At 63.4% G+C, this 14,133-nt stretch carries 16 protein-coding genes; 4 read left to right on the top strand and 12 right to left on the bottom strand.

The annotated features are described in order from the left end of the window. Window positions 1-23: 23 nt before the first annotated feature. Window positions 24-665: a uridine kinase gene (gene udk / locus GW587_RS28300; protein WP_166108246.1), complete on the bottom strand. Its 642-nt coding sequence runs from the start codon at window positions 663-665 to the stop codon at window positions 24-26. Between the two features lie 160 nt (window positions 666-825). Here udk and GW587_RS28295 point away from each other — a divergent pair, with 160 nt between their 5' ends. The 4 genes from GW587_RS28295 (at window position 826) to GW587_RS28280 (ending at window position 6,000) form a co-directional block, all read left to right on the top strand. Next, window positions 826-3,147, top strand: a complete 2,322-nt coding sequence (locus tag GW587_RS28295) for an ATP-binding protein (RefSeq protein WP_166108245.1) — start codon at window positions 826-828, stop codon at window positions 3,145-3,147. Then, the gene (locus tag GW587_RS28290) at window positions 3,144-3,839 is read left to right on the top strand and encodes a response regulator transcription factor (protein WP_166108244.1); all 696 of its coding nucleotides are present in this window, start codon (window positions 3,144-3,146) and stop codon (window positions 3,837-3,839) included. The genes GW587_RS28295 and GW587_RS28290 overlap by 4 nt, the downstream gene beginning before the upstream one ends. After that, window positions 3,832-5,049: a sensor histidine kinase gene (locus tag GW587_RS28285; RefSeq protein ID WP_166108243.1), complete on the top strand. Its 1,218-nt coding sequence runs from the start codon at window positions 3,832-3,834 to the stop codon at window positions 5,047-5,049. The genes GW587_RS28290 and GW587_RS28285 overlap by 8 nt, the downstream gene beginning before the upstream one ends. A 75-nt stretch (window positions 5,050-5,124) precedes the next feature. Continuing rightward, window positions 5,125-6,000: an extracellular catalytic domain type 1 short-chain-length polyhydroxyalkanoate depolymerase gene (locus tag GW587_RS28280; protein ID WP_166108242.1), complete on the top strand. Its 876-nt coding sequence runs from the start codon at window positions 5,125-5,127 to the stop codon at window positions 5,998-6,000. Window positions 6,001-6,016: 16 nt separating this feature from the next. Here GW587_RS28280 and GW587_RS28275 read toward each other — a convergent pair whose 3' ends face one another. The 11 genes from GW587_RS28275 to GW587_RS31545 form a co-directional block, all read right to left on the bottom strand. Beyond that, complete coding sequence (locus GW587_RS28275; RefSeq protein WP_166108241.1) at window positions 6,017-6,358, bottom strand: YciI family protein; 342 nt, start codon at window positions 6,356-6,358, stop codon at window positions 6,017-6,019. Window positions 6,359-6,445: 87 nt separating this feature from the next. Then, window positions 6,446-6,688, bottom strand: coding sequence for a hypothetical protein (locus tag GW587_RS28270; protein WP_166108240.1), 243 nt, complete (start codon window positions 6,686-6,688; stop codon window positions 6,446-6,448). Then, complete coding sequence (locus tag GW587_RS28265; protein WP_166108239.1) at window positions 6,685-7,449, bottom strand: hypothetical protein; 765 nt, start codon at window positions 7,447-7,449, stop codon at window positions 6,685-6,687. Before GW587_RS28265 ends, GW587_RS28270 begins: the two co-directional genes overlap by 4 nt. Before the next feature lie 43 nt (window positions 7,450-7,492). Continuing rightward, window positions 7,493-7,813 carry a quaternary ammonium compound efflux SMR transporter SugE gene (gene sugE / locus GW587_RS28260; RefSeq protein ID WP_166108238.1) on the bottom strand — a complete coding sequence of 107 codons (321 nt, stop codon included), beginning with the start codon at window positions 7,811-7,813 and terminating at the stop codon, window positions 7,493-7,495. Between the two features lie 5 nt (window positions 7,814-7,818). Continuing rightward, on the bottom strand, window positions 7,819-8,283 hold the full coding sequence (locus GW587_RS28255; RefSeq protein ID WP_166108237.1) for a carboxymuconolactone decarboxylase family protein: 465 nt from the start codon (window positions 8,281-8,283) through the stop codon (window positions 7,819-7,821). A 106-nt stretch (window positions 8,284-8,389) separates the two neighbouring features. Then, entirely contained in the window at window positions 8,390-9,580 is a 1,191-nt protein-coding gene (locus tag GW587_RS28250; RefSeq protein ID WP_166108236.1) for a carboxylate--amine ligase, read from the bottom strand. After that, entirely contained in the window at window positions 9,577-10,677 is a 1,101-nt protein-coding gene (locus GW587_RS28245; RefSeq protein ID WP_166108235.1) for an acyltransferase family protein, read from the bottom strand. Before GW587_RS28245 ends, GW587_RS28250 begins: the two co-directional genes overlap by 4 nt. Further along, window positions 10,674-11,366, bottom strand: coding sequence for an arsenate reductase/protein-tyrosine-phosphatase family protein (locus GW587_RS28240; RefSeq protein ID WP_207393676.1), 693 nt, complete (start codon window positions 11,364-11,366; stop codon window positions 10,674-10,676). Before GW587_RS28240 ends, GW587_RS28245 begins: the two co-directional genes overlap by 4 nt. Next, on the bottom strand, window positions 11,363-12,475 hold the full coding sequence (locus GW587_RS28235) for a polysaccharide deacetylase family protein (RefSeq protein ID WP_166108234.1): 1,113 nt from the start codon (window positions 12,473-12,475) through the stop codon (window positions 11,363-11,365). The genes GW587_RS28240 and GW587_RS28235 overlap by 4 nt, the downstream gene beginning before the upstream one ends. Window positions 12,476-12,603: 128 nt before the next feature. Beyond that, window positions 12,604-13,332, bottom strand: a complete 729-nt coding sequence (locus GW587_RS28230) for an SDR family NAD(P)-dependent oxidoreductase (RefSeq protein WP_166108233.1) — start codon at window positions 13,330-13,332, stop codon at window positions 12,604-12,606. Window positions 13,333-13,420: 88 nt separating this feature from the next. Further along, window positions 13,421-14,104 carry a PAAR domain-containing protein gene (locus GW587_RS31545; RefSeq protein ID WP_229259699.1) on the bottom strand — a complete coding sequence of 228 codons (684 nt, stop codon included), beginning with the start codon at window positions 14,102-14,104 and terminating at the stop codon, window positions 13,421-13,423. Window positions 14,105-14,133 lie beyond the last annotated feature (29 nt).

Here is a 14,133-nt window from a genome sequence, read left to right as displayed (position 1 = left end):
CTGCCACAGGCGCGCCAAGAAAATCAGGATCGCTTCAACTGTCCGATTACGCTCGCGACCTTGGTGGTAATCATGTCCACCGCCGGGCCATTGGCGCCGTGTGGAATGATGATGTCGGCGTTGCGTTTGGTCGGCTCGATGAATTGCTTGTGCATCGGGCGTACCGTTTCCAGATACTGTCCGACGACGCTTTCCACCGAGCGGCCACGTTCCGTAATATCCCGTTGCATCCGGCGGATGAAGCGGATGTCGGAGGCGGTGTCGACAAAAATCTTCAGCGACATCATGTCGCACAAGTCCGGGTCATACAGCGCAAACAAGCCTTCGATTACGATCACCGGGGCGGGCTTGACGGGAATGGTGCGGCTGGAGCGGTTGTGGAGCGTGAAGTCGTACTCCGGCATTTCGATCGCTTCGCCATTGCGCAGGGCCTGGATATGTTGCACCAGCAATGACCATTCGAACGCTTGCGGATGGTCGTAATTCTGCTCGGGGCGGACTTCTGGGGGGAGGTGGGTTTGGTCGCGATAGTAATCGTCCTGCATGACGACCGAGACCATATCCGCGCCAAACGCGGCCAGCACTTTCTGGGACACAGTGGACTTGCCACTGCCGCTACCGCCTGCGACGCCAATAATAAACGGTTGGAAGGAAATCTTATTCATGCCGAATGATACCGGAACCGCGACCGAACCGACAGAGCACCGGCCTATCCCCAATGACGAAGTCGGCAGTTTGGTTGCACCCTGCAAGTGCTGGAATGTTATTTAAAAGCAGCATAAAGTAGTAAAATCGTTCTTTTATTACAACTACGAGCGAGCCGCCTTGAAAGACAGCCTTCCGGTACGCGCTTTGCGTGCCGCCCTGCGCCGGCGCATGGAGCCGTTGAAGCACGGCGACCAGGACCTGCAAGGCTGGCGCCATCGGTTGCTGGACGGCTTGTGCGGCGTGGCCTTCTGGCTGGGTCTGCTGGTCGTTGTGCCGAGCATGTGGGGCGGTGCGCGCCAGGGACACTGGGCTCTGGTTGTGACCGACGTGATCGCGCTGGCCGCCACCGGCTTGCTGAACTATCGCCGCGATATCGCGTACCAGCGCCGGGCCTTCGCGGTCCTGGGCATCTCTTATCTGATCTCCGTGGTGCTGCTGTTTTCCATCGGGCCGGTGTCGCAGATTTATCTGCTGGCGGTGCCGGTGCTGTGCACGGTGCTGATCGGCACCATGGCAGCGATGCTGGCGCTGCTGTGGTGCGGCGCCACGCTGTTCCTGGTCGGCTATTTCGGCGGGATTGAACTGGGCATGTCGGTGGTCGAGGTCGGCCCGTTGGCGCATTGGATCATCCTGACCGTGAACTTCATGCTGGTGTCGACCTTGCTGACGATATCCTGCACCTATCTGCTGCACGGGCTCGACGGCGCGCTGCGGCGCCAACGCGCGACGCACGCGCGCAATCACGAGAACGAGATCCGCTACCGGCAAACGCTGGAAGCGCAGATCGCGACCCTGCATGCGCGCGAGGCGGATTTGCGGGCGTCGCAGGCGCGCCAGGCCGAGTCGCTGGCGGCGCAGCGGGCGGCGGAAGTGTCGAACCAGCTCAAGAGCGATTTCCTGGCAATGATCAGCCACGAGGTGCGCACGCCCTTGGGTGGCGTGATCGGCATGCTGCGCTCATCGCTGAAGGATGTGGCCCTGGCGTCCAACACCCGCGACAAGCTGCGCCTCAGCCTGAGCAACGCGGAGGTGCTGCTACAAATTATCAACGACATCCTTGACTTCTCCCGTCTGGAGGCGGGCAAGATGCCGCTGGAGTCGCTGGATTTCGATCTGCCGACCTTGCTGCACGATGTGGTCGACCTGCTGGCCGACCGCGCCGAGGCGAAGGGGATCTCGCTGATCGCCGATGTCGATCCGGCGCTGCCGGCGTGGTGGCGCGGCGATCCGACGCGGCTGCGGCAGGTGGTGGTCAACCTGGTGGGCAACGGCATCAAGTTCACCGAGCATGGGGAAGTGCGCGTGAGCGTGGCGGAACATCGCGGGCGCGGCATTGTCGTCACCGTGCGCGACAGCGGCATCGGCATCGAGGCCGATGCGCTCGGCCGGCTGTTCCAGAAGTTCGAGCAGGCCGACGCCGCCACCACGCGCAAATACGGCGGCACCGGCCTGGGCCTGGCGATCTGCAAGAATATCGTCGCGGCGATGGGCGGGCGCATCGAGATCAGCAGCGTGCCCGGCATGGGCAGTGTGTTCCGCGTGCATCTGCCGTTGGAGCGCGGGGCGCCGGTGCCGATCCACCTGGCGCAGCTGCGCCGTCCGCACCCGGCGCGCCTGGTCGTGCTGTGCGCGGAGGATGGCAGCACCAACCAGATCATCTTGCGCGAGCTGCTGGGCGATATGGGCCACACCGTCACCATCGCCGAGGATGGCGTGGTGGCGCTGGAGGAGCTGGCCGCGCGCGATTACGATCTGGTGATCATGGATGGCCGCATGCCGCGCATGGATGGCCTTGCTGCCTTGCGGCGCTTGCGTGGCGGACTGGACGGGGTGCGCGACGCGGCCGTGCCGGTGATCGCGCTGACGGCCAACGCGACCGCCGCGGAGCGCGAGCGATTCCTTGCGGCCGGCGCCAGCGGCTTCCTGGCCAAGCCTATCGATGAGATCGATTTGCACACGGAGATCGCGCGCCAGCTGGACGTGTTGCTGGCGCAAGGCCGGCCGTTGATCGGCGAGCAGCGGGCGATGGCGGCGGGCGCGCCGGCGTTGGCGGAGTTGGACGTGATGTTCGGCGTGGCGGAGCTGCCGACGGTGGGCGCGCGGCGGCCGGACGGGGGCGACAAGTTGCAGCGCGCCATGCGCTCGGCTTTTTTGAACGAGGGACCGCGTTTGCTGGCGGTGGCGTCGCAGGGGCTGCATGACGGCGATGCGGCGGTGGTCGCTTTGGCCGTGCACAGTTTGATGGGCGGGGCCGCCTTCCTTGGCGCCGACACGCTGCGCGCGCGCTGCGCCCAGATCGAGCGCCTGGCCGACGCCGGGGAGCTCGATGGCCTGACGCCGCACCTGGTGGCGTTGCGGCTGGAGCTGGAACGGACGTTGGCGGAGATCTCGCCCGATATGGCCACGTCGGGCGCGATGGAAATACGGGCGGGAGAATGAGCCGCGCCGCGCTGGCGATACTGGTGGTGGAGGATCATCCGACGATCGCTCGCCAGATCGTGGAGTTCCTCGATGGATTGAAGTGGCAGACCGATCATGCGGCCACCGGCGCGCTCGCCATCGATCTGGCGACGCGCCATGTCTACGATGTGGTCTTGCTTGACCTGAATCTGCCTGATCTGGATGGGCTGGAGGTTTGCCGTGCGATCAAAGAGCGGGCACCGCGCAATGTGCCGGTGTTGATGCTCACCGCGCGCGACGCTTTCGAGGACAAGGCGCGCGGCTTCAACCAGGGCGCCGACGATTATCTGACCAAGCCGTTCGACCTGCGCGAGCTGGCGCTGCGTTGCGAGGCGCTGGCGCGACGCGGTCAACTGCACGTCAGCCAGGAGATGCGGCTTGGTCCGTTGACGCTGCTGTCTCGCGAGAAGCGTGCGCTGTTCAATGGCGCGCCGTTGCCGCTGACCTTGGTTGGTTTTAAGATTCTGTTGATGATGTGCGGCGCGCATCCGCATGCCGTTTCGCGCTCGGCGTTGATGCATGAGTTGTGGGGCGCCAATCCGCCGGACAGCGATGCGCTCAAGTCGCACATCTATGCGTTGCGCAAGCAGTTGGAGGCGGCCGGCGCCTTGGCAATGGTCGTGACCATTCCGCTGCTTGGCTATCGGCTGGAACTGGGTGCGCATGTTTAGGTCGATCCGGCATGGCCTGTTTGCGGCGCTGGCCGGTTTTACGGTGCTGATCTGCGTCTGCTACACCGGGCTGGCGCTGGTCATCGCGTATGTGACAGAGGATATGCTGGTCGACCGTCTGCTGCAACGGGAGTCGGATGCGATGACGGCGCATTTCCGTTTGCATGGCGAGGTCAAGTCGCCGAGCGATGAGCTGATCCGCGTCTACGCCAGCGTCGAGGCCTTGCCGCCCATCGTGCGCGAGCAGGTCGCGGCCGGCCGCGAGCGTGCCGAGATCTCCACCGATACCGGTCAGCACTATCACCTGCGTACGCTTGATCTTTCGGCGGCGGGTGGGCCGCGGCGGCTTTATCTGCTGGCCGATGTGCGGCCGCTGTTAGTGGTGTCGAAACTGATCCAGGATGTCGGCGGGGTGTTGATTGCTCTGGCGCTTGGGTTGGTGGGATTGGCGTTGTTGTTGGCTTACTTTTTGTCCAGGCGGCTGGTGTCGCCGCTTCAGGTGCTGGCGCGTGAGGTGCGTAGTCTTTCGCCGCAGGGTTCGGTCGCGTTCAGTGCGCGGCATCGTCGCGACGAGATCGGCTATCTGGCGGACAGGCTCGGCACCACGTTCGCCGATCTGCACGCGGCGCTGAATCGGGAGCATGCTTTCACGCGCGACGTCAGCCATGAGTTACGGACGCCGTTGACGGTCATGAACAATATTCTTGGACAGGCGGAGAGCGGCACGTTGCGCGGGGAGGATGTGGCGCAGTTGCGGGCGGGCCTTGATGAAATCGGTGGGACCGTCGATGTGCTGTTCGCATTGGCGCGTGCGGAACATATCGCGGCGGAGACTTTTGATCTGCGCGGCTGCATCGAGCAGAGCTTGTTGCGCCTGGTCGAGCAAGGCGCTTGGGGCGATGACGGGTTGGCGCTTGAGCTGCCGGATCGGCTGGAGGTGCGCGGCAATCGGCATCTGACGTTGCTGCTCATCAATAACTGTGTGGGCAACGCCTTGTTCCATGGCGGGGCGGGGAGCCGGTTGCGGGTGTCGTTCGTGGATGGCGTGCTTGGCTTGAGCAATACGGTCGATCCCTCGCGGACTGCGGCGATGCAGGGCTTCCTGCACGGTCAGCATTTGTTGCGGCGTATCGCCAAGGCGATGTGCTGGGACATCACGTTTCATGCGGGTGCGACGGCGTATCGCGTCGAGATCGTGCCGCTGTGCTGAAATCGCGCGGATTTCACCTTGGTTTCACCGCTGGTTTTTTATGCTGCGTACTCGTCAACTTTGCGGATACGCACCATGAAAATATTGATCAGCTTTGTACTCCTCGTATGCTCGGCTTTTCCGGCGCTGGCGCAGGTGAAGTCCCTTGTCCATAAGGAGGAAAAGCGGCGCTACCTGGTCTACACGCCGGCGTCCTATGCCAGCCAGCCGCAGAAGACTTTTCCGGTCGTCTTCAACTTTCACGGCAGCGGTATGACGATGGCGGAGCAGATGCTTTACACGCAGATGAACCGGGCCGCCGATCGTCACCAGTTCATCGTTGTCTATCCCTTGGGTATCAAGCAGGATTGGAATGTCGGGTTCGGCATGTCTTATCTTGAGGGGACCGATGACATCGGTTTTACCGAGGCGCTGCTCGACAGGCTCAAGCAGGATTACCGTGTCGATGGACAGCGGGTGTATGCGACTGGCTTGTCGCGCGGGGGCTTCTTTGCGTTGCGCGTCGCGGCGGAGTTGCCGCATCTGTTCGCGGCGGTGGCGTCGGCGGGTGGGCCGATGCCGGAGCCGGTGGTGCAGCATCATGTGAAGCCGGGCAAGGTGGGCGTCTTGCTGATTCACGGTACGGCGGATCAGGTGGTGGCGTATGGCGGCAAGGCGACGGGTTATCTGTCTGCTGAGGACAGTCATCGCTACTGGGTGAAGTGGAACGGGCTGGCGGCGGCTGCGGAGCGCCGGCGCGTCATCGATGCCGATGCCGGCGATGGCACCGATGTGACGTGGGTCGAGCAGGGCGATGGCCGGCTGAGCGTGGCGCTGGCGACGGTCAGGGATGGCGGCCATACGTGGCCTGGGGCGGATCCGTTCAACGTGGGTCTGCCGATCGGGAAGACTACGCGCGATGTGGATGCGAATGAGGTGATCTGGCAGTTCTTCGATAGGCATCGCCGCTAGCGCGCAGCCGGTGCGGTCAGAAGAACGGGCGGACCTCGACCGGTGCGCGGCAGGCGATCGCGGCTTTGCGGCCCCACTCCAATGCTTCTTCCAGGTTGGTGGCTTCCAGCACCCAGAAGCCGCCGATGTGTTCCTTGGCTTCGATGTAGGGGCCGTCGGTGATGGCCATTTTGCCGTCGGGCTGGGCGCGGAGCGAGCGGGCGTCGCGTACGGGGCGCAGGCCGCCGACGAATATCCTGATGCCGGCGGCGACCATCTCGTCGTTGAGGATGTCGATATCGCGGTGCATCGCTTCGTCTTCCTGGGCGGCGGGGTCGTAGTTGTCGGGGTGGTGGATTGCAACCAGATATTGGGTCATGGCGTTTCCTTCCTGATCTAATGGTCTTCTATAGACGAACGAAGGTAATGGAATTCGACAAATCGTTCCAGAAATTTCTCTCGGCGATTATTTTGATTTCTTGATAAGTTGGCGGAATTCGGGGATGTCGATCTTGGATGGGCCGAACAATTCTTCCCAACGATCCTCGGGAATAGGTTTGCCACTCAGAACGACATGGATGCTGCCGTTTACGGGAAGGATTTCGCGTGCGAGAGGCATTGCCGTGGCCGCGATCTCTGCGCGCCGCTTTGCGGCTGCCGTTTTGTAACTGGCTTTCTGTGTGTTGAGTGACCTTTTAATGGCAGTCATGATTTCTCCACCAGTGCTTTGTAGATGTAGTTTAGCAGGATCGACCAGCTTCGGCTCTTCGCTTTTAAATCAAATCGCATAGCGCGACCGGAGCCGTGCATGGGCCACCATAGCGGATCGGCAGCGATAGTATCCTGAACGGTTCGGGCACCTGCAAGCTTCTTGGTCGGGAATCGATTGAATTCGACAGGAGTTATCTGGGCATCGAAACCGAATTTTGGCCATACATGGAAGCCAACTAGTGCATCTGAATTTTTCGAACGTAGAGGCCCATGTCCGGCAGCAAAGAGACTGATGTATTCAAATCTCAAACGGTAAGCCGCGATGGCCATTAATCCAAAGGCGATCGTTCCGAAATGTTTTGGAGCTTTTTTTTCTAGCATGAGACGTCGAACATGCAGCGCCTCAATCCACATGGCAGGGCCGATCTCTTCATGAAACGCAATCACACTGTTCTGCTCATCTCTCGCAATAAATGGGTTGTTGGATTGGACGGCTAGTCCTGCGGGCGCATCGCCATTTTCGCCAACCTGGAGTGCCCACACTGCAGAGCCGTCTGGAATCATAAACAGGCGACCGATTGTCTTTTCATCGAGGTTCAGCGCTGTACCGTTCTGCCGTTTGAGCGTCATGTTGGTCAGGCGGTTGCCGTTCCGGTCGTAAAGTTCTCCTTGGAAGTATTGGCGTGCGATTTCGTCGTCGAGCAGGATGTTCTCTGCTCGGGCGAGGTTGTCGTTGTCGAATTGCGGATCTGGCGTCATCCGGCCATGCTACTGGTGGCCGTTGTATGCGCCTTGAGGTACTTCAGTGTGTGGACACCAGCTTGAGGCCGATGACGCCGGCCAGAATCAGCACGATGCACAGCACCCGCGCCGGCGACGCGGAGTCGCCCAGCAGCGCGATGCCGAGGATGGCGGTGCCGGCCGCGCCGATGCCGGTCCAGACGGCGTAACCGGTGCCCACCGGCAGCGTGCGCAGCGCGAACGATAGCAGCGCCACGCTGGCCAACCCGGTGCCGACCGTGAACAGCGACGGCATCAACCGCGTGAAGCCTTCGGACCATTTCATGCCGAAGGCGAACGCGATCTCCAACAGGCCGGCGATGCCGACCAAGAACCACGCCATCGCCGTTATTCCTTGGCGGCAGCAGCCGCCGCCGCAGGACGCACGCGGAAGCTCACGCCGAAGCGGTTGAAGGCGTTCATCAGGCCGATGGCGTAGGTGAGGTCGGACAGTTCGGCGTCGTTGAATTCGGCGGCGGCCGCTGCGTAGTCGGCGTCCGGCACGCCGGTCTCCGAGACGCGCGTCACGGTTTCCGCCCAGGCCAGCGCGGCGCGTTCGCGCTGCGTGAAGACGGCGCCGGCGTCGTGCCAGACCGGTACCAGCACCAGCTTGTCGACCGTCAGGCCGGACTTGATCAGGTCGCCCGAGTGCATGTCGATGCAATACGCGCAGCCGTTGATCTGCGATACCCGCAGATAGACCAGGTCGATCAGCGATTTCGGGACGCTGCCTTTCAGCAAGGTGGCGTACACGGCGCCAAACGCTTTGTAACCTTCTGGAGCTGCCTTGGTGTAGTCGATACGATTAGTCATGATGAAATTCCTTGCGTAGTGAATGTAGGACTCCATCTTCTGCCTTCTTGGACTATATGAAAAGGGCCATGACTGAACTGTTGCACTGGTCCATGTTCGCGCTAACCTAATTTCGCCGGATTCCGCGAAGGTCTTTGAAGAACGGGGCGGGGTCGTGCCAGCAGAAGACGAAGTAGCGGGTGCGGGGGCGCAGGAAGTCGGTGAGGTAGCCGAACAAGGTGGGCAGGCGTTTGATGGTGAGGTTGCGGTCGGCGATGCGATGGGGCTGGAATAGCACGCGCACCAGGCGCTTGGTTTCCGGGGCCATGAAGCGGCAGCGGATGCCGGTGCGGTACGGTGGCAGCGTCTGCGCGCGGTTCATGCCGAACAGCTGGTAAGCGAGCCACGGAAAGGATGCGCCGGCGTGCCAGGCCAGCGGCAGGCTGCCCCAGAAGCGGCCGTTGACTTCCATCAGCGCGGACTCGCCCGTCGCCGGATCGTGGCGGTATTCGACCATGGCGATGCCTTCCCATTCCAGTTCGCGCAGCAGTGCGATCGATTGTTGCATCAGTTCGCGATGCCGGTAGGGGGCGAGCGAGACGCACAGGCTGGAGAAGCCGCCTTCCGGCGGCCATTCGTGGAGGCGCTGGTGCTGGAAGACGTAGTGCGCCTGGCCGTCCTTCATCAGGATGAACTGGCCCAGTCCGTAGCCGGCGCAGTATTCCTGGATCAGCGGGTACATGCCGGCGGCTTCATATGGCTGCAGATAGTCCAGCAGCGCTGGCGGCGTCTGGCAATAGTGGGCTTTCGCCAGTGGCAGACCGGCGGCGGACAGGCGCCGCATCACCTCGTGCGGATTGGACCATTTCAGCACCACCGGGAAGCGTAGTTCGCGGCCGGCGGCCTCGGCCTGTGCCATCGAGGAAACCTGCCGGGTTTGCGGAACGTGCAGGCCGGCTCGCGCTGCGGCGGCGTAGGTTTGCTCCTTGTTGACGACGCGGTTCATGCGCGCGGCGTCGGCGAACATCATGCGATAGCGGGGCAGGCGCTCGCGGTGTAGGTTCAGCAGGGCGATGTCGTTTTCGGCGATGGCGAACAGGCAGCTTGTGCCCAGCTCGCCGCTCAGGGCGATCAGCTGTTCGATCAATGCGGCGTCGCCTTTAGCGCGCAGCAGGCCGCGATGCAGGTAGCGCGAGGCGAGGCCGATCGCGTTCTTCGACCAAGCGATGCCGTGCACGGCGACGCCGCGCATGCCGAGGTCGCGCACGATGGTCAGGCCGATCGGTGTGTCGATGCCGAGCACCACCGCCGGGATCATGTCGGGCTCCCAGTGCGCAGCGGCGTTCTGGTTTGCATCAGGGTTGTCAGTAGACGGCGCAGATGGTGTCGCTTGTGTTCGGTAAAGTGGCCGATGATGACGCTGTTCAGCAGGGTGGCCAGCATCACTTGCGCGTAGAACAGGCGGCCGCGCGGGTCGCCGTCGAACACTGCGGCGTAGAACTGCAACAGCGGTTGGTGCAGGATGTAGAGCGAGAAGGTGTAGCCGGCCAGCCAGCGGACGATGTTTTCGCTCGGCCGCAGGAGCGCTGCGAACCGGTGCGCCACCGTGCGGAAGCCGATGAAGTTGGCGGCGATGATGAGGGCGAGCAGGTAGTCGGTGAGTAAGAATTTGGAGAAGGTCATTTGCTGGTGCCACTGTTCGCCGATCAGGCGTAGCAGCAGCTGGCTGCCGTATTCGGTCATGCCGTAGCGTTGGAACAAGCCGTAGAGCGGCCATGATGCGAGGAATAGCGCCCATCCGAGCCATTGCGGTAGCCGCGCCAGTGTCGGGTGCCGGTGCAGCACGACGCCGAGCAGCCAGATCGGCGCGAGCAGCATGATCTTAGGGCCGAGCAGTGCGGCCACGCTGATGCCGAGTGCGAGGCGGGCTTTGCCGCGCATGAAGGTGGTGATGGCGAACAGCACGTAGTACCACATCTCGTAGCACAGCGACCAATATGGGACGTTGGAGAAGGACATGATGGATACGGTCCAGATTTCGTTCAGGTAGGTGAGGCTGGTGATGATGCGCAGCCAGGCCAGGCCGTGTGTGGTGCGGTCGGCGTAGAACTGTGGGGCGAGGGATTCGCCGCAGGTGTCGAGCAGTGGGCAGAGCAGCACCGTCGGTATCGTCAAAGAGTAGAAGCGCGACAGGCGGCTGGCCCAGTAGGTGATCGGCGTGGTTTCGCGGGTGGTGGTCATGTGGGAGATCACGTAGCCGGACAGGACGAAGAAGACGATCACGGCGGCGTGGCCGTGGGTGCTGAGGGGGAGTTTGTCGGCGATGATCAGCCTGACGTTGGAGTGGTAGATGACCACCAGCAGCGCGGCCACGAAGCGGGTCAGGTCGAGGTAGATGGAGAATTCTTTGTTCATCTGGCGTCTCGCAGTGTTTGGTGCAGGTGGTCGATGGCTTGGCGGATGCGGTGGAAGCAGGTGTCGAAGTAGTCGGGGCTGAGGGTGTGGGGGTCGTGCAGGTGGGGCGTCGGTGGGGAGCACCAGGTGCCCAGCAGGGCGATCTGGATGTCGTCGCGTGCCCAGAGGCGTTGGCGCAGGGCGCGGGCGTGGCGCACTTCCATCGCCAGCAGCAGGTCGCCGGGCAGGATGGTGAAGTCGCTCAGGTCGGTGGCGCGGTGGTTTTGCAGGGTAATGCCTTGGCGCTGTGCGGCTTCCAGCGCTGGCGTTGGCGACGGCGCGCCGGTGGTGGTCGACAGGCCGATCGATGCGGCCGGCAGGCCGTGGCCGATGGCGATCTGCTGGGCGTAGGCGCTGCGGCAGATGTTACCGAGGCAGACGAACACGACGCGCCGCACCTCCTGCGGCCGGCGCAGCTGGAATGACGCCAGCATGCCGGTGGCCAGCGCGAGCCGCGCCAGCGCCAGCCGCACCAGTCCGCGCGCGCTGCCGAAGCGGCGCGGGATCAGGTCGCGCGTGGCGCGGAGGCGAGGCATGAGCCGGTCGCGCGCGGCGGCCAGGCGGTGTCCGGGGAGATTGCGGGCGTGGCGGAGGCAGCGCGGGATCAGGTTGCGCGTGGCGCGGAGGCGGCGGCGGAGCTGTGCCATCATCGCGAGCCTCCGCGCGTGGCTAGCAGCGCGGCTTGGCCGTAGCATGCGTAGGTGGCCTGCAATGCCAGGCGGTCGAGGCTTTGCAGCAGTCGGCCTTCTAGCAGCGGGTTCTCCGGTGACGAGGAACGGGACGGCGCTACCGGGTGGCCCGGCGCTACGGAATGGTCGGGCGCGACGGGGCGGTCCCTCGCTACGGAATGGTCCGGCGCTACGGCGATGGCTGCGGCGGCGATGCCGCTTGGCGTGTAGCGGTCGCGATTGTGGTCGAGGTATTGGCACAGTGCGGTCAGGCGTCGTTGGGCGATGCCGTGGCGGCGTGCGTGTCGCAGATCCTGGTCGCGGCTTTGAATGTATTCGAACGGGTGGCTGAGGATGACGACCAACGACAAGCCGATGCGATGTGCTTGCTCCAGCAAGGTCTTCATCTCTGCGAAACTCGTTCCTGCGATGGTCAGCGTCTTCAGGTGCGGACGTCGGCCGAGGCGCCAGTCGCAATACGTCAGCACTGGACATTCGATCACGCCGTGCCGCTCGTGTCGGCCTCCGTACAAGGCATAGCGCGGATCGCCGCTGTCGAACACCGCCAAGCCGATGTTGGAACTATAGCGGATGCCGCTGCGCGCTAGCGCCTGGTAGAGCGCGTCGTCATGTTGCAAATTCCCTGCGCGGAAGGCCTGCGGCGGCGGCAGGTCCCAGTCGCTGAAGGCTTCCATCCCCTGGCGTATCAGCGCCAGCGTATCGGCCTCGTCGCGGCCGAAGAAGTCGTCCTGCCTCGGGCAGGCGCGCACGCGCTCGCGCCAGTCGGCATGCCGGAACACCGACCAGCACGGATGCACGTGTAGCTGCACCTCGTGGCCTTGGCCGTGGATCCGCCTGGCGATGGCCGCCATAGGATCATGCTTGAAATATTGGCGGTTGAGCGCTTCGACGAAGAAGGTGGCGGGGATGTCGTGGCGCTGAAAGGTGGCGAGCAGGAAGTCCAGTCCCTGCGAGCGGCCTGCCACGTCGCAAGTGACCATCGGCTCCGCCACCGGCCGCAACGCCGGATCGGAAAACGCACCGGCGATGCTGAACTCGGTATCGATCGTGATGCATACGCGGGTACGCATGGCGGCGGTCACCTTCAGAAAGAGTGATCGCCTAATGTATAACGATTCCCGGCCCCGCCGAGCCGCGAATCGGCCGGCCTTGACCGGGATCAGAGGCCGTCGCGCCGGGACGGCCTCACCGTTGACTTTTACCAGTGACCGCGCTGCGCGCCGCCGCCCACGTTCAGCGTTTCACCGGTGACGTGCTCCGCTTCGCTCAGGTACAGCACGGCGTCGGCGATCTGCTGCACGCTGGCGACGGTGCCCATCGGCGACAGCGACTTCATGAAGTCGCGCGGCGTTTCCTTGTGCATCGGGGTGTCGACGATGCCGGGCGCGACCAGGTTGAAGCGGATGTGGTCCTTGGCGTATTCCAGCGCCAGGTTGACACTGGCGCCGACCATGCCGCCCTTGGTCATCATGGACACGCTCGGCGTCAGGCCGGCGACCGGATTGCTCAGCAGGGTGGTGGTGATGCCGACCACGCTGCCGCCGCGCTTCTGCGCCAGCATCTGCTTGACGGCGTATTGCGTGATGTACAGATAGCCTTCCAGGTTGGTGTGCACCAGGCTCTGGAAATCTTCCGGGGTGTAGTCGGTGAACGGCTTGGCGATGAAGATGCCGGCGTTGTTGACCAGGCCGTCGACGCCGCCGAAGCGTTCAACGGCGGTCGCCACCACTTTGGCGGCGGTGGCGGCGTCGCCGATGTCGCCGTCGACCACGGCCAGGCTGTCCGATGGCTGCAGCTCGGCCGACTTGCTGGCGCTGCGCGAGGTGGCGACCACGTTGTAGCCGCGCGCCAGGAAAGCGTTGGCGATGCCGGCGCCGATGCCCTGCGATGCGCCGGTGACGATGATGGTTTTTTTCTGCTGGGTCATGATGTGCTCCAAAAGGTGAGTTGAGGAGCACACTGTATTCCGTCCTTGCGCGTCATTAAAGCCACGGAATGGAACAGTTAAGATTACCTTATGTAACAGATCGCGTGATGTCGACCGTCTTGCCGCCAAAGACTTTGGCGATCTTGGCGGTGCCGTCGGCTTGCACCGTGGCCTGCACCTTGAGCAGTTGCTGGTCGGTGATGACGTCGTCGCCGTCGTCGTTGGCCAGTGTGATGTCGACCTTGTCGCCGGCGGCGTAGTTTTCGGTCTCGACGTGCAGGTTGAGGTCGACGTGGTGGCGCGATTTGCCGCTGACCGGGGTTTCGTCGTCGCCGTAGGACCAATACAGGCGTTTGATTTTCTTCTCGGCGGCCGGCTTGTCTTCCGGGGCCTCGGCGCCGGCGGCTTTCGCGGCGGCGCCGGCGGCAACGACGGCTGCGGCGGCCACCGCCGGCGCGGCTGCTGCGGCGGCTTCGCTGGCGCCACCGCCGCCACCACCGCCGCCGGCATATTCAACGATATCGGTGAATTGCGAGGCGATCAGCACCGCGCCGCATGAGGTCTTCATGCCGGCCACCGCCACGCCCTTGCCGTAGATCGAGGTCGTCATCACGCCTTCGACGATGGTGTGCGAGCCGCTGCACTTGGGACACGAGACCTTGTGGCCGATGTAGGCGATCGGCTTGCCGTGGCAGATGTCGGCCGGCGAGCCTTCCAGCACGGTGCCGTGGTGGCTGGTCTTGTCGCCCAGCCGAATAATTTCACCTGCCATGTTGACCTCGTATCGTTGATGAGATGTTC

It is taken from the genome of Duganella aceris (assembly GCF_011090165.1).
GTDB lineage: Bacteria > Pseudomonadota > Gammaproteobacteria > Burkholderiales > Burkholderiaceae_D > Rugamonas > Rugamonas aceris.
The sequence above is the reverse complement of the archived record's forward strand: the minus strand, read 5'-3'. Positions and strand labels throughout refer to the sequence as shown.